This window comes from Streptomyces abikoensis (genome assembly GCF_014648775.1).
GTDB classification, from domain to species: Bacteria; Actinomycetota; Actinomycetes; order Streptomycetales; family Streptomycetaceae; genus Streptomyces; species Streptomyces abikoensis.
This window is the reverse complement of sequence record NZ_BMRT01000007.1, coordinates 208,287-230,608: the sequence shown is the minus strand read 5'-3', so window position 1 is coordinate 230,608 and position 22,322 is coordinate 208,287. Positions and strand designations below refer to the sequence as shown.

Annotated in this window: 17 protein-coding genes and 1 tRNA gene; 11 read left to right on the top strand and 7 right to left on the bottom strand. The window is 73.0% G+C overall.

The features are described from left to right. Nucleotides 1–864, bottom strand: coding sequence for an AraC family transcriptional regulator (locus IE096_RS22670; protein WP_189454797.1), 864 nt, complete (start codon nucleotides 862–864; stop codon nucleotides 1–3). A gap of 105 nt (nucleotides 865–969) precedes the next feature. Then, nucleotides 970–1,755 (bottom strand): dioxygenase family protein, encoded by a 786-nt coding sequence (locus IE096_RS22665; RefSeq protein ID WP_229820521.1) that lies wholly within the window; start codon nucleotides 1,753–1,755, stop codon nucleotides 970–972. A gap of 127 nt (nucleotides 1,756–1,882) precedes the next feature. Between IE096_RS22665 and IE096_RS22660 the strand changes: the two genes are divergently transcribed. Continuing rightward, nucleotides 1,883–2,404, top strand: a complete 522-nt coding sequence (locus IE096_RS22660; protein WP_189454606.1) for a MarR family winged helix-turn-helix transcriptional regulator — start codon at nucleotides 1,883–1,885, stop codon at nucleotides 2,402–2,404. A gap of 104 nt (nucleotides 2,405–2,508) precedes the next feature. On the opposite strand, the gene IE096_RS22655 is transcribed toward IE096_RS22660, so the two are convergent. Both IE096_RS22655 and IE096_RS22650 read right to left on the bottom strand, forming a co-directional pair. Further along, entirely contained in the window at nucleotides 2,509–4,014 is a 1,506-nt protein-coding gene (locus IE096_RS22655; RefSeq protein WP_189454604.1) for an MFS transporter, read from the bottom strand. Between the two features lie 75 nt (nucleotides 4,015–4,089). Continuing rightward, nucleotides 4,090–4,800, bottom strand: a complete 711-nt coding sequence (locus tag IE096_RS22650; protein ID WP_189454602.1) for a TetR/AcrR family transcriptional regulator — start codon at nucleotides 4,798–4,800, stop codon at nucleotides 4,090–4,092. Nucleotides 4,801–5,071: 271 nt separating this feature from the next. On the opposite strand from IE096_RS22650, the gene IE096_RS22645 reads away from it, so the two are divergent. The 8 genes from IE096_RS22645 to recQ all read left to right on the top strand — a co-directional run bounded on the left by IE096_RS22645 (nucleotide 5,072) and on the right by recQ (nucleotide 16,428). Then, nucleotides 5,072–6,391, top strand: coding sequence for a M6 family metalloprotease domain-containing protein (locus IE096_RS22645; RefSeq protein WP_189454600.1), 1,320 nt, complete (start codon nucleotides 5,072–5,074; stop codon nucleotides 6,389–6,391). Between the two features lie 111 nt (nucleotides 6,392–6,502). Next, nucleotides 6,503–6,575 (top strand) — tRNA-Arg (locus tag IE096_RS22640). 114 nt (nucleotides 6,576–6,689) lie between these two features. After that, a complete protein-coding gene (locus IE096_RS22635; RefSeq protein ID WP_189454598.1) occupies nucleotides 6,690–7,418 on the top strand; it encodes an SDR family oxidoreductase in 729 nt (242 codons plus the stop codon). A gap of 155 nt (nucleotides 7,419–7,573) precedes the next feature. Further along, nucleotides 7,574–9,256 carry a sigma-70 family RNA polymerase sigma factor gene (locus tag IE096_RS22630; protein ID WP_189454596.1) on the top strand — a complete coding sequence of 561 codons (1,683 nt, stop codon included), beginning with the start codon at nucleotides 7,574–7,576 and terminating at the stop codon, nucleotides 9,254–9,256. 113 nt (nucleotides 9,257–9,369) lie between these two features. Beyond that, on the top strand, nucleotides 9,370–11,454 hold the full coding sequence (locus tag IE096_RS22625) for an RICIN domain-containing protein (protein WP_229820519.1): 2,085 nt from the start codon (nucleotides 9,370–9,372) through the stop codon (nucleotides 11,452–11,454). A gap of 111 nt (nucleotides 11,455–11,565) precedes the next feature. After that, nucleotides 11,566–12,150 carry a hypothetical protein gene (locus IE096_RS22620; protein ID WP_189454594.1) on the top strand — a complete coding sequence of 195 codons (585 nt, stop codon included), beginning with the start codon at nucleotides 11,566–11,568 and terminating at the stop codon, nucleotides 12,148–12,150. 86 nt (nucleotides 12,151–12,236) lie between these two features. After that, a complete protein-coding gene (locus IE096_RS22615) occupies nucleotides 12,237–14,312 on the top strand; it encodes a restriction endonuclease (protein WP_189454592.1) in 2,076 nt (691 codons plus the stop codon). A 118-nt stretch (nucleotides 14,313–14,430) separates the two neighbouring features. After that, on the top strand, nucleotides 14,431–16,428 hold the full coding sequence (gene recQ / locus IE096_RS22610) for a DNA helicase RecQ (RefSeq protein ID WP_189454590.1): 1,998 nt from the start codon (nucleotides 14,431–14,433) through the stop codon (nucleotides 16,426–16,428). A 56-nt stretch (nucleotides 16,429–16,484) separates the two neighbouring features. Here recQ and IE096_RS22605 read toward each other — a convergent pair whose 3' ends face one another. Both IE096_RS22605 and IE096_RS22600 read right to left on the bottom strand, forming a co-directional pair. Then, entirely contained in the window at nucleotides 16,485–17,528 is a 1,044-nt protein-coding gene (locus IE096_RS22605; RefSeq protein WP_189454588.1) for a questin oxidase family protein, read from the bottom strand. Between the two features lie 121 nt (nucleotides 17,529–17,649). Next, nucleotides 17,650–18,084 carry a hypothetical protein gene (locus IE096_RS22600; RefSeq protein WP_189454586.1) on the bottom strand — a complete coding sequence of 145 codons (435 nt, stop codon included), beginning with the start codon at nucleotides 18,082–18,084 and terminating at the stop codon, nucleotides 17,650–17,652. Between the two features lie 450 nt (nucleotides 18,085–18,534). On the opposite strand from IE096_RS22600, the gene IE096_RS22595 reads away from it, so the two are divergent. Further along, complete coding sequence (locus IE096_RS22595) at nucleotides 18,535–19,539, top strand: sigma-70 family RNA polymerase sigma factor (RefSeq protein WP_189454584.1); 1,005 nt, start codon at nucleotides 18,535–18,537, stop codon at nucleotides 19,537–19,539. A gap of 109 nt (nucleotides 19,540–19,648) precedes the next feature. Here the strand turns inward: IE096_RS22595 and IE096_RS22590 are convergent, their stop codons facing one another. Beyond that, entirely contained in the window at nucleotides 19,649–20,617 is a 969-nt protein-coding gene (locus tag IE096_RS22590) for a helix-turn-helix transcriptional regulator (protein WP_189454582.1), read from the bottom strand. A 117-nt stretch (nucleotides 20,618–20,734) separates the two neighbouring features. Between IE096_RS22590 and IE096_RS22585 the strand changes: the two genes are divergently transcribed. Beyond that, the gene (locus IE096_RS22585; RefSeq protein WP_268248339.1) at nucleotides 20,735–22,279 is read left to right on the top strand and encodes an MFS transporter; all 1,545 of its coding nucleotides are present in this window, start codon (nucleotides 20,735–20,737) and stop codon (nucleotides 22,277–22,279) included. The last annotated feature ends 43 nt before the right edge of the window (nucleotides 22,280–22,322 follow it).

Sequence of the window (22,322 nt, the reverse complement as noted above, 5' to 3'; positions counted from 1 at the left end):
CTAGGCCCGCCCCACCGGGATCCACAGCTCCGCGTCCGCGTGCGTCCCGTCCTCCGACGGGCGCACCCGGAGGATCTCCGGGCCGGGACGGCTCTCGTACGGGTTCGAGGGGAACCACTGCGTGAACACGTCGCGCCACAGGTGCTGGAGCGCCTGCGGGAACGGGCCGGAGTTCTCGAAGACGGCCCACGTGCCGGCCGGGACGGCGAGGACGTCCAGGTCGACGGGAACGTCCTCCGCGCCCGTCACCACGCCGTGGTAGTAGTCGAGTTCGCTGCCCTCCGCGCGGCTCGGGTCGTCCAGGACGCTCACCGCGACGATCCCCGACGGGTCCTGGTCGGAGAGCGTGGCGATGCGGCCCAGCTCGTCCTTCCCGATGCCCCGGACGAACTCGGCTATCGCCGGGTTGACCCCTTCGTACACGAGCGGGACGCGGGCCTTCTTTCCGGCCACGCGGAACTCGTCCTTCTCCACAATCCGGTATCGCATACTGCTGTTCCCTTCGACGACGAGGCGGAAGGACATCCGGGGCTGGGCGCTCAGCGCCGCGCCGGTTCGCCGGGCCTCGCCCGGACCCACGCCGTGGAGGGCGCGGAACGCGCGGGCGAAGGCTTCCCCCGAGCCGTAGCCGTAGCGCGTCGCGACGTCCAGCAGCGTCCGTTCGCCGGCGAGCACCTCGGCGCCCGCGACGGTCAGGCGCCTGCGGCGGATGTACTCCGACAGCGGGACGCCCGCCAGCGCGGAGAACAGTCGGCGGAGGTGGTACTCCGATGTCACCGCGATGCGCGCGAGGTCGGCCACGTCGATCGGCTGGTCGAGGTGCGACTCGATGTGCTCCAGCGCCTGGTTCAGCCGTTCCAGCACCATCCCGGACTCCTTCCCTTTCGATCACTCACGTTAGGAAGGGACCACCCTGCCGGACCCGACATCCTGTGCCCGGTCCGGTCGGGTCGATCGCGCCCCGTCGCCTCAGCCGAACTGCACCGATCGCTTCGCCAGCCCGCCCCAGAAGCCGTCGATGACATGGCGTTGGGCACCGAAGTCGTCGCCCGCCGCGCCCATCGCCACGAACAGCGGCGCGAAGTGCTCGGTGCGGGGGTGGGCGAGCCGGCCGGCCGGGGCCTGGTGCTCGAAGTCGAGGAGCGCGTCGACGTCCTCGGCCGCCAGGGCCTCGCGGCCCCACGCGTCGAACTCCGCCGACCAGCCGGGCGGGCCGGAGCCGGCGTGGCGGAGGGCGGCGAGGTTGTGGGTGAAGAAGCCGCTGCCGACGATCAGGACGCCCTCGTCGCGCAGCGGCGCGAGCCGTCGGCCGATCTCCAGCAGCCGCGTGGGGTTCAGGGTGGGCAGGGACATCTGGAGGACGGGGACGTCCGCGTCGGGGTACATCTCGACGAGCGGGACGTACGCGCCGTGGTCCAGCCCCCGGTCGGGCAGGTCCGCCACGGGCGTACCGGCGCCCCGCAGGGTGCGGCGGACCCGGTCCGCGAGGGCCGGGGCGCCCGGTGCCGCGTAGCGGACGCGGTAGTAGTGCTCGGGGAAGCCCCAGAAGTCGTAGACGAGCGGCACGGTCTCGGTGGCGGCCAGCGCGAGGGGGGCCTCCTCCCAGTGGGCGGAGACCATCAGGATCGCCGTGGGCCGGGGCAGGTCCCTGGCCCAGGCGGCGAGCTGGCCGGGCCATATGGGGTCGTCCGCGAGGGGCGGCGCGCCGTGGGAGAGGTAGAGGGCGGGCATGCGCCCGGGTGCCGGTGCCGACATGACAGCCTCCGATTTGCTTGAACTCTAAAACACCTACCATCCCCGACCTTACAACTTTATTATTTAAGCTTCAAGCAATGGCTGGTCGTCGTACCGGAGGGAACCCGCGAGTGAAACAGTGGATGTCATGACGAACCGACCCCCGGAGGGCCCGGACGACGCCGCCGTCGCCGAGCCCCGCTGGCTCACCTCCGCCGAGCAGGAGGCCTGGCGGGCCTACCAGCACGCCTCCACGCTGCTGGAGGACTACCTCGACCGGCAGCTGCAGCGCGACGCGGGCATGCCGCACGTCTACTACGGCCTGCTCGTCAAGCTCTCGGAGTCGCCCCGGCGCCGGATGCGGATGACCGAGCTGGCGCAGAGCGCGAAGATCACCCGGTCCCGGCTCTCGCACGCGATCGCCCGGCTGGAGAAGAGCGGCTGGGTGCGGCGCGAGGAGTGCCCGTCGGACAAGCGCGGGCAACTGGCCGTGCTGACCGACGCCGGCTTCGAGATGTTGCGGCGGTCCGCGCCGGGGCACGTGGAGGCGGTCCGGGGCGCGGTCTTCGACCGGCTGACGCCCGAGCAGGTGGCCAAGTTCGGCGAGGTGTGCGGGATCATCGCCGCCGGGCTCCAGCCGGAGGGCGCGGACCTGCCCTGGCTGCGGTGACCTGAAGCCGTTGTGCGTGCGGTGACCTGAAGCCCGTCGAAAAGCGCGAAGGGCCCCTGCCGACCGATTCGGCGGGGGCCCTTCGCGTACGTACCGCTACGGCCTCAGTGGGCCATCACCGGGATCGCGTCCTCGGCCGTCTCGCCGTCCGTGGAGGAGGCGGCGCGGCCGCCGCCCGGGTTGGCGTTGACGAAGACGAGGGCGACCAGCGCGGACAGCGACAGGATGCCGACCGCCCACCACACGGCGGTGGAGTAGCCGTGCACCATCGACTGGAAGGTGAGGATCTTCGGGTTCGCGGCACCGGCCATGTGGGACTTGAAGTAGTCCGTGGTGGCGCTGGCCGCGATGGTGTTGAGCAGCGCGGTGCCGATGGCGCCGCCGACCTGCTGCGAGGTGTTGACCATCGCCGAGGCGACACCCGCGTCACGCGGCTGCACGCCGTGGGTGGCCAGGCTCATGGCGGGCATGAAGGCCGTGCCCATGCCGAGGCCCATCATCATCAGGCCGGGCAGGATCACCGCCGCGTAGGAGGTGTCCAGGTCGATCTGGGTGAGCAGCACCATGCCGGCCGCCGCGAGCAGGAAGCCGGGGGCCATCAGCCAGCGCGCCGGGACGCGGGTCATCAGGCGGGTGCCGATCTGCGTGGAACCGGTGATCATCATGGCGATCATCGGCAGGAACGACAGACCGGTCTTGACCGGCGAGTAGCCGCGGACGACCTGCAGGTAGTACGTCAGGAAGAGGAACAGGCCGAACATCGCGATGGCGGCCAGGCCCAGGGAGATGTAGACACCGCCGCGGTTGCGGTCGGTGAGCACGCGCAGCGGCATCAGCGGGGCCTTCACCGAGCGCTCGACGAGCAGGAACGCGCCCAGCAGCACGGCGGCGGCGACGAACAGGCCGATGGTGACGCCGGCCGACCAGCCGTCGGACTCGGCGCGCGTGAAGCCGTAGACCAGGGAGACCAGGCCGAGGGTGGCCAGGATGACACCGGGGATGTCCAGCTTCGAGGGGTTGCGGCCCTCGGCGGGCTCGCGGATCACGGAGATCGCGCCGGCGGCGGCGACGACGGCGAAGGGGATGTTCACGAAGAACGTCCAGCGCCAGTTGAGGTATTCGGTGAAGAGACCGCCGAGGATCAGGCCGACACCACCACCGGCACCGGCGATGGCACCGAAGACGCCGAACGCCTTGGCGCGCTCCTTCGCCTCGGTGAAGAGCACGGCGAGCAGCGACAGGGCCGCCGGGGCGAGCAGCGCGCCGAAGACGCCCTGGAGGGCGCGGGCGCCCAGCAGCATGGCGGTGTTGACGGCGGCGCCGCCGAGCGCGGAAGCGGCCGCGAAGCCGATCAGGCCGACGACGAACGCCCGCTTGCGGCCCCACAGATCGGAGATCCGGCCGCCGAAGAGCAGCAGTCCACCGAAGGCGAGGGCGTAGGCGGTGATGACCCACTGCCGGTTGCCGTCCGAGATGCCCAGGTCGGACTGGGCGGAGGGCAGCGCGATGTTCACGATGGTCGCGTCGAGGACGACCATCAGCTGGGCCAGGGCGATGAATATCAGCGCTTTCCAGCGCCTCGGATCGGCTTCGGTGCGGAGATCTGACATGGGTGGGGCCTACCTAGCGGTGGTGGTGAGGTGTGCGGTGGTTCGTGGGCCTGTCCGGTGCGCGGGCCGCGCGGGCTACGGGCGGGGTGCGTTCCCGGTGGTGGGGCCGGTGGTCGGGCCTGTGGCCGGCCCGGTTGACGGGTCCGCTGCCGGGGAGAACCCCTTGCGCAGGTCCGCCAAGGTGGCGGGCGCGCCGGGGAGTTCCGACCGGGCCGGGTTCATCAGGCCGTCCAGGAACAGCTGGAGGTGGCGGTGGACGAACTGGCCGAAGTCGTGGCAGCCGGTGTCGGGCAGCGGTCTGGTGAGCTGGGTGATGGCCACCATCAGGTCGCCGATGCCGATGTCGGCGCGGAGCTGACCGGACGCGCGGGCGGCGGCCATCAGCGCCTCGATGAGGCTCTCCAGCCGGTCGCGGGCCTCGACGTGGTCGGGGTGGCTCTTGTCGACACCCTCGGCGAGCAGGGGGCACAGGGCCCCGATCCGCTCGTCCGCCGCGGCGTGGACGAAGCGCCTCAGCGCGTGGAAAGCATCGGGCTCCTCCGCTAGCGCCGCCTCCGCCCGGTCGGCGATACGGGCCATGACGGAGAGGGTGACGTGGTGAATCAGCTCGCGGCGGTCCGCGAAGTGCCGGTACAGCGTGGCATTGCCGACCCCGGCACGTCGAGCGATTTCATCGAGTGAGGAATCGGCCCCGTGCTCGACGAGGGCTTCGCGGGCTGCCGCGACGATCCGCTCGCGGTTGCGCAGGGCGTCGGCGCGCAGGCGGGGCTGCGGGGCTGTGGCCAAGGCCGCGCCCTCCTTCCGTGAGAAGTGCTATGCGGGGAGTCACTCCCCGTTTGACAGGAACGCTCACTTAAACGGGGAGACCTTCCCCGGATATTTCGGGGTGCCGTATGGCGTGAATCACACCCCCGGATGGCGGGATTCCGCTCCCCGTCTGCCGCAGTCCGGGACGCGCGGGCCCGCTCACCGGGCACAGGGTGAGTGATGAGTACGACGAGATGACGACGCCGAGATGAAGACGTGGGACGAAGGCGTGGGCTGAAGGCGAGGTGGCATGAGACCCCTGGTCATCCTGGTCGCGGCGGCCACGGTGGGCGCCCTCACCGCCCCCCTGCCCGCGCGGGCGGGCGACGCCGCCCGCCCGTCAGCCGTCACCCGCCCGTCCGTCACCCGCCCGTCCGTCGCCCGCCCGGCTGGCGGCCTCCGGGGCGGGGGCCGGCCGCCCGGCGGCCCGTGCGCGCTGCGCACCGTCTCCCCGCACGTCTCCGAGGGGGCCCGTACCCCGCGCGGGTACGCCCGCTCCAGCGGCGTCGTACGGGCCGTCACCTTCCTCATCGACTTCCCGGACGCCCCCGCGAGGATCACCCCGCGCAAGCGGTACGCCGAGTTCTTCCCGGCCGTCGCCGACTACTACCGCGTCAGCTCCTACGGCCGGCTCGACTACCGCTCCACGCCCTGGCCGCGCTGGATCCGCATGTCCCGCCCGTACCGCTCGTACGGCATCACGCGCGGCGCGACCTTCGACCCCAACCGGGACGACGGCTACTACGCGATCACCAAGGAGATCGTTGCCGCCGTCGGCGGCCGGGTCGACTTCCGGCGCTACGACCTGATCAACGTGCTGGCCGCGCCCAACGCCGGCCCGCCCGCCGTCCAGGACGTCCGCTCGGTGACCTTCGCGGGCGCCGCCACGGGGCTGACCTCCCGCAACGGCGCCCCCATCCGGAACGTGTCCTTCATCTGGAGCCGGCAGACCGGCGACAGCCCCTACCGCGTCCTCAACCACGAGAACGCTCACAGCTTCGGCCTCCCCGACCTCTACCGGGGCGACCAGAACCGGATGCCGCGCACCCCCGTGGGTCACTGGGACCCCATGGACGAGGACTGGGGGCCCTCGAACGACTTCCTCGCCTGGCACAAGTGGAAGCTGGGCTGGCTGGCCCCCTCGCAGGTCCACTGCGTGTCCCGGCCCGGCCGTCGGCTGCTGACCCTGAGCCCCACCTCGGTGCCGGGCGGCCCGAAGCTCGCCGTGATCCCCCTCTCCACGACCCGCGCGATCACCCTGGAGGCCCGCGCCCCGGGCCGCCTCGACCACGCCGTCTGCCGCCCCGGCGTCCTCGTCACGACCGTCGCCTCCGACGTGCCCTCGGGCGCCGCCCCCGTGCGCGCCTCCGACGCCACCCCGGGCAGCCGCGGCTGCCTGACCACCGACCCCAACGTGAGCCCGGCCCTGACCGACGCCCCCTACCGCGCCGGCCAGCGCTGCGCGGCGGCCGGCGTCACCGTCGACGTCCTCGGCCAGGACCGCGCCGGGAACTGGCGCGTCCTGGTCACCCGCCGCCCACCGGCGGAGGATGTGGACGACTACGCCTGATGGCCCACTGACCCGCCGCACGCCGATCCGCTAACCTGTCCGTCGAGCGTCCTCGCAGGCCGCGCGGCCCCCAGGGGTGTCCGCGGGCGCCGGCGGACGCGCTCACGCCCCGCCTCCGTAGCTCAGGGGATAGAGCACCGCTCTCCTAAAGCGGGTGTCGGCAGTTCGAATCTGCCCGGGGGCACTGTGCGATAACGCGCCCTCCTGGGGATTCCCCCCAGGGGGGTGCGCTTCTTCGTATGCCCACATGACGGGTGATATGCCATGTTTCGCACCCGTTCTCGATGAAGGGCATGGCATGAAGTTCGCAGTCATCGGCGGTACCGGGCTCATCGGATCGCAGGTCGTCGAGATCCTGAACTCCGCCGGGCACGAGGCCGTACCGCACTCGAAGGCCAGTGGAGTCGACGTCATCAGCGGCCGGGGACTGGGCGAGGCGGTGGCGGGAGCCGACGTCGTCGTCAACCTGACGAACTCCCCGACCTTCGACGAAGCCTCCCCGGCCTTCTTCCGGACCTCGATGGAGAACCTTCTGGCCGAGGCCCGGAAGGGCGGCGTCGGCCACTTCGTCATCCTCTCGATCGTCGGCACGGACCGGGTCCCGGAGCTGGACTACTACCGGGCCAAGGCGCTCCAGGAGGAGATCCTCGCGGCCGGGCCGATCCCCTACTCGATCGTCCGGGCGACGCAGTTCATGGAGTTCATGGACGCCGTCATGTCCTGGACGGCCGACGCCGGCACCGTCCGGCTGCCCGCCACGCCGGTCCAGCCGATCGCCGCCAAGGACGTGGCCGCCGCGGTCGCGGAAGTCGCCGCGGGCACCCCGCTGAACGGCATTCGCGACATCGCCGGGCCCGAGATCTTCACCCTGGACGAGCTGGGCCGGATCACCCTTGCCCGCAAGGGCGACGACCGCACCGTCGTCACCGATCCCACGGCCGGGATGTTCGCCGTCGTCAAGGGTGACGTCCTCACCGACAAGGACGCCCACCTCGCCCCCACCCGCTACACCGACTGGCTCTCCTGACCGCTTCACGCCTTCTCGCCGCGATCGGGCCGTGATCGGGCGGTGCCGAAGTGGTGGCCGAAAAGTTGGACCAGTTTTCGTTATGGCCCCGGTTACCCCAGGTCTCCCATGCATCGGAACGCCAGAAATGGCGGACGGAAACGAGGTGGCGAGGCGTGACTGTGAAGAGTGTGACCGGGGTGACCGGAGTGGTCGAGGCGGCGCGAGCCGGGGACGCGGGTGCGCAGGGCGAACTCGTGGCCGCCTGCCTGCCGCTGGTCTACAACATCGTCGGCAGGGCGCTGAAGGGCCACGCGGACGTCGACGACGTGGTCCAGGAGACGATGATCCGGATGGTGGGCGGTCTCTCCGGGCTGCGTGACGCCTCCCGCTTCCGGTCCTGGCTCGTCGCGATCGCCGTGAACCGGATCCGCGGCCACTGGCGCAGACAGCAGGACGCCCCCGTGGGCGGGCTCCAGGAGGCGTGCCACCTCTCCGATCCCGGCGCCGACTTCGTCGAGCTGACGATCCTCCGGCTCGGGCTGGAGGGACAGCGCCGGCAGGTCGCCGAGGCCACCCGCTGGCTCGACGACGACGAGCGGGCCGCGCTGTCCCTGTGGTGGCTGGAGGCGACGGGCGAGCTGACCCGGGCCGAGGTCGCCGCGGCGCTGGAGCTCACGCCGCAGCACACCGCCGTGCGCATCCAGCGCACCAAGCTCCAGCTGGAGACCGCCCGGGCCGTCGTCCGGGCCCTGGCCACCACCCCGCGCTGCCCGGAACTCGCGGGCATCGTCGGCATCTGGGACGGCACGCCGTCCCCGCTGTGGCGCAAGCGCATCGCCCGGCACACGCGCGGCTGCGCCGAGTGCGGCGGCCACTGGACCGCCCTCATACCCGCCGAGGGGCTGCTCGCGGGCCTCGGACTGGTCCCGGTGAGCGCCGCCCTGATGGATCGTCTCGCCGCGGGCGCGTTGGGTGCTCAGCCCGTCGCCTGCGCCACGGCCGGTGCCCCGGGCGCCTCGTCCGGTGGGGCGGGAGGGGTGGCGCCCGGTACGTCCTCGGGGGCGCCCGCCCCGGCCGTGCGCCGCCGTCCCGGCGTTCGCGCGGTCGTCACCGCCGTCGCCCTGGCCGTCACCGTCGCGATCGGCGTCCTGGGCGGGTACCGCTACCTCGCCCCCGCACCGGACGGCAGCGGAACGCGCGACGGAAACCAGGGCAGGGGTGCGGAGAACGTGGTGCTCCCGCTCACTTCCCTGCGCACCGAGCTCCCCTCGCCGCCCGCACCCTCCCCCTCCGCGTCCTCCCCGGCGGCCCGTACCGCCACGTCCGCGCCCGCGTCCGCCCACCGGCCCGTCGGGCGCGAGCCCGCCCGTACCCCCTCCGCGCCCACGTCCGACCGCTCCACCGGCCCCGTCCGTACCCCGGCGCCGGCGGTCACTCCCGTCACTTCGGGTGCCGATCAGCGGGACGAGACCGCGCGGGAGGTCGAGCGTCAGGTCAACAAGGAGCGGGCCAAGGCCGGTTGCGGGCCGCTGCGGGCCAGCGCCGAGCTGGTCGTCGTCGCCCGGCGCGGCGCGGGCGAACTGGCGCTGGGCGCCCGCCTCGACGCCTCCCGGGGGCAGGAGCAGGCGCGGGACGGCGAGCAGGGGCCGGAGAAGGCGGAGCCCGGGCACCGCTGGAGCCTCGCGGGCATGGCCTCGGCCGGACGGGCCGGCTTCGCCGGGGCCGTCACCGTGTGGTCGCGCGGCGCGACCCGCCACGACGTCGTCCGCGACTGCTCGCTGACCGAACTCGGCGTCGCGTTCACCTTCGCCGCCGGTTCGCCCCAGCACGGGACGCCCGTCGTCGCCGCCCGCTGACCGGCCACCACCGGCCCGCGGATCCTCCTGAACTTCCGCGCGCCCGCCGCGCGGTTCCGCCGGGGCCTTCCGCCCCGGCCTCGTCACACCCTCCACGACCGTTGGGATCACCCATGCGCTCCAAGCACGTACGCGACAGACGCAGTACCACCCACCGTCGGAAGAAGAACGGACGACGACCACTGATACTCACGGCGGCCGCGACCGTCGCGGCCGCCGCCGTCGCCGCCGGGGTCCTCACCCTCGGCACCGGGACCGGGACCGGAACCGGCCCCGCGCCCGACGTCGAGGCGGGCGCCCCGGCCGACGCCGCGATCGTCCCCGCCGCCGCGCCCCGGCACCAGGAACCGCCCACCCCCCTCACCGCCGCGCCCAAGTCCGACGCGTCGCGCGGCATGGTCTACGACGGCCTCGACCCCGCGCCCAAGGGCGACCCCTGCGCCGGCGTCTACCGCGTCTCCTCCGCGCGCCTGTGCACCCACGGCCCGGACGCGCCGCCCAAGGGCGTCGACATCGCCAAGGACACCCCGCCCGTGGCCCGCGCCACCGCCTCCGGGTCCACCGACCCGGCCGGCGACGGCGGCCGGGGCCCCTCGGCCGCCGAGGCGCTGCGCGGCGCCCAGCCCGTCCTCGACGCCCGCACCGGCGGCGTGGCCGCCCCGGCCGCCCCCGGCGGCGGCACGACCACGCCCCAGGCCCCGTCCGGCTCCCGCGTGGTGTGCGAGGGCGACGGCGCGAGCGGCAACCGCGTCCAGGTGCTGTACGTCCACGCGCCCGGCCGCGACCGCTTCGCCCAGTACGCCGCCTCGTTCAAGCAGTGGGCGTCGGAGACCGACCTCATCTACAACGCCAGCGCCCAGGAGACCGGCGGCGAACGGCACGTCCGCTACGTCACCGAGTCCGACTGCACCGCGTCCGTCCTGAACGTCGAGCTGCCCGCGGGCGCCCTCCAGGAGTTCGGCGCGACGAACGACGCGCTGGCCGCCAAGGGCTTCAACCGCCGCGACCGCAAGTACATGCTCTTCGCGGACACCCAGGTCTACTGCGGCATAGGCACCTTCAACGGTGACGAGCGCCCCGGCCAGGACAACATGAGCAACTTCGGCCCCTCCTACGGCCGTACCGACTCCGGCTGCTGGGGTGGCAGCACCCCCGCCCACGAGCTGGGCCACAACCTCGGCGCCGTCAACAACAGCGCCCCCCACACCAGCCGCGCCGGGCACTGCGTCGACGAGTGGGACATCATGTGCTACTCGGACGCGCCCAACTACCCGCAGATGCAGATCCTCTGCCCCGACCGCGGCGGCGACCAGCGCCTGGACTGCCACCACGACGACTACTTCCACACCAACCCCAGCCCGGGCAGCTATCTGGCCACCCACTGGAACATCGCCAACAACCGCTTCCTCATCGCGGGTGCCGGCAAGGGCCCCGGCACGAACCCCTCGCCCACTCCCACCCCCACCACCGGCCCCACGTCCGGACCGACGCGCCCGTCCACCGGCCCCGACGTCCAGGTGACCCAGATCGGCCCGGACTCCGCGCTCGTCGGCTGGAAGCCGGTCACCGGGGCGGCGGGCTACGAGCTGCTCCTCGACGGCAAGAAGCTGGCCGACGTCACGGGCACCGCCCTGCGGATCACCCGGCTCGCGCCCGACAGCGCCCACCGGGTCGCCGTCGCCGTGCGCGACGGGCAGGGCAAGGTCTCCGCGCCCGGCCGCGCCGCGTCCTTCCGCACCCTCGCGGCGACCACCGGCTCCACCCGGCCCGGCGGCAAGTACGTGCTGGTCAACGGCCTGACCGGCCAGGCCGCCGACCTGTGGGGCAGCTCCTCCGCCGACGGCACCGTCGCCATCGCCTACCAGCGCCACGGCTACGCCAACCAGCAGTGGACGTTCGAGAACGCGGGCGGCGGCGCGGTGCGCCTGAAGTCCGTCCAGTCCGGCAAGTGCCTCCAGCCGGGCACCGACGGGCGGGCGGTGGCCGGCCAGTACGTCGCGCAGCGGTCCTGCGACGACACGTCCGCCCAGAAGTGGCGGCTGACCGCCGCGGGCGACGGCTCGTACGTCCTCCAGCCGCAGGGCTCGCAGCTCGTCCTGGGCATCAGCAACCGCTGGTACTACGGCGGCCAGCTGCTGGAACTCCAGCAGCGCAACAGCCAGGGCTACCAGAACTGGACGCTGGCCAAGGCCTCCTGACGGCCTGAACCTCCTGACGGCCTGACCCTTCCGAGGGCCCGGCCCTCCTGAACCGGGCCGACGGCCACACCCCACGGGTGGCCGTCGGCCCTTCCCCCTACGGAGCGCACGATGACCTTCCGCCCCCGCACGGCCGCCGCCTGTCTCGGCGCCCTGCTCGCCCTGGGCACCGCCGGCCCGGCCGCCGCGCACGGCGACACGATCCGCCTCACCGTCCCCGGCCCGCCCTCGGACGGCCACATCCGGGCCCTCGCGACCTGGGAGAACGACGGCGACCCCGTGGACGAGCGGGTCGCCGGCACCCTTACGGCCCGGGACGCCGCCGGGCACGCCCAGGGGCCCTGGGTGCTCGTGCCCGTCCCCGGCGCCAAGGGCGCCTACACCACCCACGAGTCGCTGCCGCCCGGAGACTGGACCGTCACCCTCCACTGCGGCTTCCCCGACCTCGGCCACGGCGAGGCCACCGTCACCGTGCCGGCCGCCGCCCCGGCGCGCCCCGCCGCCGACACGGCGCCGCGCGCGACGGTGAGCGCGACGGCGCGCGCGGCGGCCGAGACCGCGCCGGAGGCGTCCGCGCGCTCCGGCGGCGACTCCCACCTCACCGCCATCGTTCTCACAGCGGTCATCAGCACGATCGCGCTGGTCGGTGGCTGGTTCGTGCTGCGATCCCGCCGTCCGGGGCGGCCCACGGGATGATCTTTCGCCAGGCGGTGATCAATTCACGCGCAAGCCGACTAAAGTCGACACGCAAGCGCAGTCCGCCGGGGGAGGGAACGTAACCGATGAGTCGCCGCTCCAGTGGGCTGATGAGCATATGGGCCGAGGCGCAGCGCCAGCAGCAGCGTCAGCAGGAGGCCCGGCAGCGGGCGTTGACGCAGCAGCAGCGCGAGCAGGAGCGGCAGCAGCGCGCGCACGAGCGGGACCTGGCGCGCCAGGACCGTGAACGGCGCCAGGCGTACCGGCAGGCGCGCGAGGCCGAGGCGCGGCGGCGCACGGAGGAGCTCGACGCGCGGATGGCGGCGCTCGAAAGCCTGCTGAGCGCCGGGTGCGGGGCGCCGGGCTTCCGGACGAGCGCGCTGGAGCGGCCCGAGCGGCTGGAGCCGTTCAACCCCGGCCACCTGGGGCAGCCGGTGCCCATGCCCGACCCGAACGCCTACCGCGGCTTCGGCAACCGCGCGCAGTACGAGCACGACTGGCACGCCGCCCAGGCCGCCGAGGCGCAGCGCCTGCAGCAGCTCGCGGCCTACCGGCAGCAGTACGACCAGTGGGCCGCGGCCACGCTCGCGGACATCCGCCGGCACAACGCCGGCATCGGCGAGACGATCACCGCGCTGCGCGAGGGCGACCCGGACGCCGTGGTGGAGTACTTCTCCGCCGCGCTCTACGCCTCCACCGCCTGGCCGGACGAGTTCCCGCACCAGATAGCCGCCGCCTACGACCCGGGCGCCCGGCAGCTCGTCCTCGACTGGGAGCTGCCCGGCTTCGGGATCGTCCCCGAGATCAAGTCGGTGCGGTACATGCCGACGGCGGACGAGGAGAAGGAGACGGCCCGGCCCGTCACCCAGCGCCGGAACGCCTACCGGGACGTGCTGGCGCAGTGCGTGCTGCTGGCGGTGCGCGAGCTGTTCGCGGCCGACGAGTTCGGGATCCTGGAGTCCGTCGCCCTCAACGGCTTCGTCGACGAGCACGACCCGGCCACCGGGCACCGCACGCAGATCGTCCTGGCCTCGCTGACGGTGAGCCGGTCGGTCTTCTCGGGCCTGCGCCTGGAGCAGGTCAGCGCGGTCGACTGCCTCGTCGACGGCCTCGGCGGGCAGCTGTCCGCCCGGCCCGACCAGCTCGCCGCCGTCCGCCCGGGACGGGTGCCGGGCGACGTCGGGCGCGGCGTGGTCTCCCACGGCGGCGGAGACGACCCGGACCTCTTCGAGATGGACCCCATCGAGTTCGAGGAGCTCGTCGCCGAGCTGTTCCGGGCGCGCGGCATGCGGGCGGTGATGACCACCCGCTCCAACGACGGCGGCGTGGACGTCGAGGCCCTGGACCCCGACCCGATCAGCGGCGGCCGGATCATCGTGCAGGTCAAGCGGTACCGGAAGACCGTCCCGCCGACCGCCGTGCGCGATCTGTACGGCACGGTGCAGGGCGCGGGCGCCAACAAGGGCGTCCTGGTGACGACCTCCGGTTTCGGCCCGGGCTCGTACGCCTTCGCCAACGGCAAGCCGCTCACGCTCGTCTCCGGCGAGGAGCTCGTGGACCTGCTGGCCCAGCACGGGCTGCGCGGCCGGCTCGGGGGCGGGTCGCCGCGCCCGGCGGCGGCCCGGGGGAGCGGCGGGGCGGCTTCCTCCGGCGAGGACCGACCCGAGGACCGGCCGGAGACCCACAACGTGCTGGGCATGTCCTGGTCGGGACGGGTCGCCCTCGACGTGTGCGCGCTGGTCTGCGACGGCGGGCGGGTGCTCAGCGACGATCACTTCGTCTTCTACAACAACCCCCGCACCCCCGACGGCTCCGTCCGGGCGCTGGAGCCCACCCTCGCCGACAAGGCCGCGCTGCGCGTCGCCTTCGAGGAGCTGCCGGCCGCCGCCGACCGGCTGGTGCTGGTCGCGGCCATAGACCCGGAGGTCAACCCGGAGGCGGACCTCTCGCAGTTCACCGATGCCCGCATCCGCCTCGCCGACGCGTCGGGGGCCGAGCTGGGGCAGCTGGAGGTCTCGGACGGCCGGCCCGGCGAGACCGCGCTGGTGCTGGGCTCGTTCCGGCGGCGCACGAACGGCGACTGGGACTTCGTGCTCGGGGGGAAGGGTTACCCGGGCGGGCTGGAGGCGCTGGTGCAGGAGTACGGGATAGAGGTCGCGTGATCGTCATGGCGGCCGTCCGATCGTCCGCCTGATCATCCGCTCGATCGCTCGATCACCCGTTCGGGTGGAGTTCCTTGATCCACCGGGTTCTGTCGGCGGGGCCTCGTAGACTTCTGCAATGGCCGACCCCACACAGACCACAGCAGAGCTCGGAAGCCTCGACGGCGAGGCCCTGAGCTGCCTGCGGCGCGTCTTCGGTTACGACGCGTTCCGCGGCGACCAGGAAGAGATCATCGATCATCTGGTCGGCGGCGGCGACGCGCTCGTGCTGATGCCCACGGGCGGCGGCAAGTCGCTCTGCTACCAGATCCCCGCGCTCGTCAGACCCGGGGTCGGCGTGGTGATCTCCCCCCTGATCGCCCTCATGCAGGACCAGGTCGACGCGCTGCGCGCGCTCGGGGTGCGGGCCGGCTTCCTCAACTCCACCCAGGGCCTGGACGAACGCCGCCTGGTGGAGGCCGAGTTCGCCGCGGGCGAGCTGGACCTGCTCTATCTGGCGCCCGAGCGGCTGCGCGTGGAGTCCACGCTGCGGCTGCTTGACCGGGGCAAGATCTCCCTCTTCGCCATCGACGAGGCGCACTGCGTCGCCCAGTGGGGCCACGACTTCCGCCCCGACTACCTGGCCCTGTCGCAGCTGCACGAGCGCTGGCCGGACGTGCCGCGCGTCGCCCTCACCGCGACGGCCACGGAGGCGACGCGCGCGGAGATCGCCACCCGGCTCAAGCTCCAGGACGCCCGGCACTTCGTCGCCAGCTTCGACCGGCCCAACATCCAGTACCGCATCGCGCCCAAGAACGACCCGAAGAAGCAGCTCCTGGAGCTGCTGCGCACCGAGCACCCGGGCGACGCGGGCGTCGTCTACTGCCTCTCCCGCAAGGGCGTCGAGGACACCGCCGCGTTCCTCGCGCAGCACGGCGTCGAGGCCCTGCCGTACCACGCGGGCCTCGACGCGCGGACGCGCGCGGCCAACCAGGCGCGCTTCCTGCGCGAGGACGGCATCGTCATGGTCGCCACGATCGCGTTCGGCATGGGCATCGACAAGCCGGACGTGCGCTTCGTCGCCCACCTCGACCTGCCGAAGTCCGTCGAGGGCTACTACCAGGAGACCGGCCGCGCCGGGCGCGACGGCCAGCCGTCCACGGCCTGGCTGGCCTACGGCCTCCAGGACGTCGTCCAGCAGCGCAAGCTGATAGACGGCTCCGAGGGCGACGAGGCGCACCGCCGCCGGCTGGCCGCCCACCTCGACGCGATGCTCGCCCTGTGCGAGACCGTCGAGTGCCGCCGCGTGCGGCTGCTCGACTACTTCGGCCAGCCGAGCACCGCGTGCGGCAACTGCGACACGTGCCTGACCCCGCCGGAGACCTGGGACGGCACGATCGCCGCCCAGAAGTTCCTCTCGGCGATCCTCCGGCTGGCCCGGGAGCGGCGGCAGAAGTTCGGCGCGGGCCACATCATCGACATCCTGCTCGGGAAGAAGAGCGCGAAGGTCATTCAGTTCGACCACGACACGCTGTCCGTCTTCGGCATCGGCACGGAGCTCTCCGTCGCCGAATGGCGGGGCGTGGTGCGGCAGTTGCTGGCGCAAGGGCTGCTCGCGGTCGAGGGCGACTACGGCACGCTCGTCCTGACCGAGGCCAGCGGTGACGTGCTGGGCTCGCGCCGCACGGTGTCGCTGCGGCGCGAACCGAAGCCGGTGCGTTCGTCGACGGGCGCCGCCAAGTCCGGCAAGCGCGCCGCTCCCGTCGACCTGCCGGCGGAGGCCGTGCCGCTCTTCGAGGCGCTGCGGGCGTGGCGCGCGGCGACGGCCCGGGAGCAGGGCGTTCCGGCGTATGTGATCTTCCACGACGCGACGTTGCGGGAGATCGCGACGGCGCGGCCCGGGTCGCTGGACGCGCTGTCCGGGGTGAGCGGCGTGGGCGAGAGCAAGCTGACGAAGTACGGGGAGGGGATTCTGGGGGTGCTGGGGGAGCACGGCGGGGTTCCGGAGGCGGCTGCGCCTGCCCCGGAGCCTGTGCCGGTTTCTGCTCCGGAGCCGGTGCGGGTGCCCGCGCAGGCGGTGGGCGAGGACGAGGTGCCCTGGCCGGACGAGGAGCCGCCGTACTGGGCTGAGGACTAGGGGGAGCCCCCGGGGGAGGGTGCCCAGGGGGCACCCTCCCCCGGAGTTCCGGTCGCTCAGCCGGCCCCCGGTTCGATCAGCTCGCACGCGCGGGCCGTCGCCGCCAGGGCGGCCGGGCCGCCCACGTCCCACGCCGTGTCGGCGAGTTTGATGACGTGCGCGTCCCCGTGCGCCGCCGCCAGCGCGAAGGACTCCTCCATCGTGGTGGGCCCCGGCGCCGCCGGGAACACCGGCCGCGCCGGTGCGTAAGCGGCCGTGATGACCGCGCTCGCCTCCCACGCCGCCGTCAGGCTGGGCACCCACAAGGAGCGGGGGAGCGCCGGCAGGACGCGGAGGACGGCGTTGGGCGCGGTCGCCGCGTGGACGAGCATGACCGCGTCGCCGTGGGCGTAGCGCGGGTAGCGGGCGACCGTGGCGCGGACGAGCTCCGTCAGCAAGTCGTGCGCGTCGTCCGGGCCGGTGGGCCGCCGCAGGCCGCTCGCGGCGGCGGGCCAGCCCTCGGCGGCGGGGAGCCGCGCGAGGCGGTCGAGGACGCCGCCCTCCTGGACGGCCAGCGACGGTACGGCGTCCAGCGCGCGGTGGGGGCCCGCGCCGCCGGAGGGGGTGATGGTGACGGGCAGCGGCTGGTGGCGGGCGGCCCAGTAGCCCAGGGCGTGGGCGAGTTCGGCCGTGCGGGGCGCGGTCTCGCCGTCCGTGAGGAGCGTGCGGACGGCGTGGCCGACGCGGATCACGGGGTGGGTGGCGCCGGCGATGATGCCGGGGAGCAGCCGCGGCCACCATACGGTGAGCACGTCCGTCCAGGGGAGTTCGGCCGTCTGCCGGGTGAAGTGGGCGATCCAGGAGCCGAGGTGGCGGGGGTCGCCGAGCGCCTCGCGCCAGTTGTCGTCGGTGATCGTCAGGGCGGCGGACGGCAGTTCGTCCGTCCGGTGCCGGTAGGCGTCCAGCCAGCGGTGCACCGTGCGGGCCTGGCCGTGGCGGGCCAAGGACTCCACGGCCATGGGGGCGTGGTTGGAGAGCCAGCCCTGGGACAACTCGGGGCCGGTGGAATGGACGCGTTGCAGGGCTTCGTCGAGTGTGCCGTCCTCAGTTATGGCGGTCATGGCCTCACCGTAGGAGCGGGGGCGGGCCCGGCGGAACGGTCGCCGGACCTACGCCCCATGGCTCCCCGGCGTAGGTCGCCGGTACTCCGTCCGTACTCCGTCCGCTCGATTCCCGCCTCGGTCAGCGCTCGTGCCAGTAGAAGACGTAGTACGAGGCGAGGCCCATGCACACGCCGAAGATCAGGCCGATCCAGGAGGCCTCCAGCACCGAGACCCGGGTGAGACTGCGCAGGAAACCCATGGAGACGCCGAAGAGCGCCCCGAACGCGGCGGCCCGCACCTCGGTGATCATCTTGCCGCGGTTGCGGATCACCAGATAGCCCAGGCCCGCCGAGACCACGGCCGCGACCAGCCCCAGCATCCAGCCCTGGAGCTCACCGAAGCCGTTGTCGTGGGCGAGGAAGACCGTGTAGAGGCCGAGGACGAAGCCGCCGATGACGGGCACCGCCCAGGTGGCGGTGGGGGCCGTGCGCTCGTGGCGGACGTGGCCGGTGCGGGGGACGGGGCCGGGCCCCTCGTGGGCGTGGTGCCGGCCGGGCAGGATCGAGTGCGTCATGGCGGGCTCCTCTCGCTCTGTCCACCAGGGCACACCCGCCCCATCGCCGGGGCAACTCGATCACCCCGTCGCGGGCCCGGCCGAAGCCGCCAGGAAACCGGCCTTCCGGGCCTTCCCGGGCAACCGGTGACCTATGACCGGCGTCCTTGGGGATGAGGAAGCGGGGTAGGAGCGGGGTGGCCGCGATGTGACGGCCGTCTCATGGACGTCGTGGCCGCGGGGGCGCACGAGGTCCGTGGGACGGGCCGCCCCACCGGGGCTGACCTGCGCTTCCCCGAGCCGCATCACCACGCGTGCCCGCCGTGCGGCCGGACAGGGTACTGCATGATCCATAAAAAGAAGCCGTCTCTGGGGAATTCTGTCCGGATTCCGGCCGTTCTTTACTTCGGACGGGGTGCCCCCGGGGCACCTGGCCCATCCCGCGACACGTCTCATCGCAAGGGAGTACGCATGGCAACCCGTGCCGTCGCCCGTCGTCAGACCACCGCACAGCGGACTGGCGAGGCAAGCAGTGTTCGCGCCACAGGCGGGGAGATCGCCGATCGCGACCTGGTCGGCATGTACCTCGACGAGATCGCGCGTACACCCCTGCTCGACGCCGCAGAGGAAGTCGAGCTGTCGCAGACCATCGAGGCGGGCGTCTACGCCCAGCAGATCCTGGACGGCCTGGAGGCCGGCGGGGACCGTGCGGGCGAGGCGTCGCGCGAGGAGCTGGCGGCGATAGCCGCCGCGGGCGCCCGCGCGAAGGACGTCTTCATCAAGTCCAACCTGCGCCTCGTCGTCGCCGTCGCCCGGCGCTACCCGCGCAGTGGCCTCCCCCTTCTCGACCTGATCCAGGAGGGCAACGCCGGCCTGGTGCGCGCGGTGGAGAAGTTCGACTACACCAAGGGATTCAAGTTCTCCACGTACGCGACGTGGTGGATCCGCCAGGCCATCACCCGGTCGATCGCCGACCAGTCCCGTACGATCCGGCTCCCCGTCCACCTCGTGGAGGAGCTGGGCCGCATCCGCCGGGTGCAGCGCGAGTTCAACCGCGAGCACGGGCGCGATCCGGAGCACGCGGAGATCGCCGAGGAGCTGGGCACCACGCCCGAGCGCGTCGGCGACGTGCTCGACTGGGCCCGTGACCCGGTGAGCCTGAACATGTCCGTGGATGACGAGGGCGAGACCCAGTTCGGCGATCTGCTGGAGGACACCTCCGCCGTCTCGCCGGAACAGTCGGTCATCGCGCTGCTGCGCAGCGAGGAGCTGGAGGATCTCATCGGCCGCCTCGACCAGCGCACCGCGTCGATCATCAAGGCGCGGTACGGCATCGAGGACGGGCGCGAGCGCACCCTGACGGAGGTCGGCAAGCAGCACGGGCTGACGCGCGAGCGCATCCGGCAGATCGAGAAGCACGCGCTGCTGGAGCTGAAGAAAATGGCACACGCCACAGGGTTCGACGCGGCGGCCTAAACGGGTCTAATCTGGTTATAAGCCAGCAGGCCGGGTCCCGGCGCATCTCCCCCCCCTTGCGCCGGGGCCCTTTTATGTTCGCCTACGCGTTCGCCGTGTGCGCGGGGGCTCAGGACCCGGCCGTCGCCGCCCTGCCGATGCGGGCGCCCAGCTCGCGCAGGTGGTCCACGAGCTCGCGCGGCTCGTGCGCCTCGAACTCGCAGTCCACGATCGCCAGCCGTAGCGCCACCCACTCCACGGAGTCCGACGCGGTGACGTCCAGCCGGCACGTCGTCGCGTCGACGGGCTCCGGCACCCCGAGCCAGTTCGGCAGCCGGGCGGCCACCGACTCGGCCGGGGCGCGGAACGTGACCACGAGCCGGTACGTCGGCTGGAGCCCCGCCATCGACCGCTTCAGGTACTCCGCCGCGTCCGGCACCGGCAGCTCGCGCGGGACGAAGCGGGCCCCCGTCGCGAAGGGCTCGCTCACCCGGTCCACCCGGAACGTCCGCCAGTCGTCGCGCTCCACGTCATGCGCCACCAGATACCAGCGGCGGCCCGTGCTGATCAGCCGGTGCGGCTCCACCAGGCGCTTCGTCTCCGTGCCGTCACCCTTGCGGTACGCGAAACGGAGCCGCTCGTGACCGGTGGCGGCGGAGGCGATCACGGTCAGCGTGCGGGGGTCCACGGTCGCGCCGTCGCCACCCGTGAGCGGCACGGTCGCGGCCTGCAGGGCCGAGACCCGGTGCCGCAGCCGGGCGGGCAGCACCTGCTCCAGCTTGGCCAGGGCCCGCACCGACGCCTCCTCGATGCCCTCCACGGCATGGCCCGCGCCCGCTCGCAGCCCCACCGCGATGGCGACCGCCTCCTCGTCGTCCAGGACCAGCGGCGGCAGGGCGGCTCCGGCCGCCAGCCGGTACCCACCCTCGGCCCCCATCGTTGCCTGTACGGGGTAGCCGAGGTCGCGGAGCCGCTCGATGTCCCGCCGGATGGTGCGGGAGCTGACGCCGAGCCGCTCGGCGAGCTCGCTGCCGGGCCATTCGCGAGGTGTCTGGAGGAGAGAGAGCAGATTCAGCAGCCGTGCCGGGGTGTCCGTCATCTCACCAGGGTGGCAGGCATCTAGGACATGACCTGACCTATACGCCCCCTAGCGTGGTGGGCGCACCGGGTGAGGGAAACGATCCGGCGCGCAGGAAAGAGGAAAGGCAAGACCCCTGTGACCAGCACCGCCACCACCGACCCGCCCGCCGCCGGGGCCTCCCCCGACGCCACCGCAGACCGCCGCCGCTGGCTGGCGCTCGCCGTGGTGATGACCGCCTCCTTCATGGACCTGGTGGACGTCACCATCGTCAACATCGCCATGCCGAGCATCCAGAAGGACATCGGCGCCTCCTTCAGCATCCTCCAGTGGATCACCGAGGGCTACGCCCTCGCCTTCGCCGCCGGACTGATCACCGGTGGCCGCCTCGGCGACATATACGGGCGCCGTCGTGTGTTCCTCCTCGGCATGGGCGGCTTCACCCTCGCCTCGATGCTCTGCGGCGTCGCGGGCGACCCGCACCTCCTCGTCGCCGCGCGCGTCCTCCAGGGCGCCACGGCCGCGCTGATGGTGCCGCAGGTGCTGGCGATCGTCCACGCCACCTTCCCCGCCCACGAGCGCGGCAAGGTCTTCGGCATGTTCGGCGCCGTCGTCGGCCTGGGCGCGGTCTCCGGCCCCATCCTCGGCGCGCTGCTCACCCAGTGGAACCTCTTCGGCCTGGAGTGGCGGCCGATCTTCCTGGTCAACCTGCCCGTGGGCATCGCCGGCCTGATCATGGGCCGCCGCTACATCTCCGAGTCCCGCGCGCCCCAGGCCCTCAAGCTGGACCTGGTGGGCGTCGCCCTCGCCACCGGCGGGCTGCTGATGCTGCTCTACCCGCTGACGCAGGGCCGCGAGCTGGGCTGGCCGCTGTGGGGCTTCCTCTGCATGGCCGGGAGCGTCGTCGTCTTCGTCCTCTTCGTCCTCTACGAGCGCCACAAGTCGCGGAAGGACGGCTCGCCGCTGGTCGAGCTGTCGCTGTTCAAGGTCAAGAGCTTCGCGGCGGGCATCGGCGTCGAGGTCGCCTTCGGCGTCGCCTGCGGTGTCTTCTTCCTGATCTGGACCCTCTACATGCAGATCGGGCTCGGCTGGAGCCCGCTGCGGGCGGGCCTGACCGGCATCCCCTTCTCCATCGCCGTGTCGGTGGCGGCGGGCCTCTCCGTGCAGAAGCTCGTCCCCCGCTTCGGGCGGAAGGTGCTGCAGGCCGGTGCGCTGTCGATGATGGCCGGCGTCCTGCTCTACATCTGGGAGGCCGAGCACTTCGGGACGGGCATCCACCCCTGGCAGATGGCCCTTCCGCTGACCGTCATGGGTCTCGGCATGGGCCTGATCGTCGCCCCGCTGACCGAGACCGTCATCGCCGGGGTGCCGCGTGAGCACTCGGGCTCGGCGTCCGGCCTGATAAACACCACGCAGCAGCTGGGCAACGCGGTGGGGCTGGGCCTGGTGTCGGTCGTCTTCTTCAACGCCCTCGACGAGGGCGAGGTGGCTCGCGGGCGCGCGGGTGAGGCGTTCGGGGCGGCGTTCCGGCACGGCATGTGGTGGGTCGCGGCGGTGCTGGGCGTGGTGCTTGCCCTGATGTTCGCGCTGCCGCGCAAGGCCGTGGCTCCTGCGGAGGGCGTCGGGGACGCCGCGGGGGTGGCGCTGCCGGCTCAGACCACCGAGGCGCCGGTCGCGGTGTAGGCGGGGGGCACCCACCCCACCGCCCGTGGCCCCCTCACGGCGG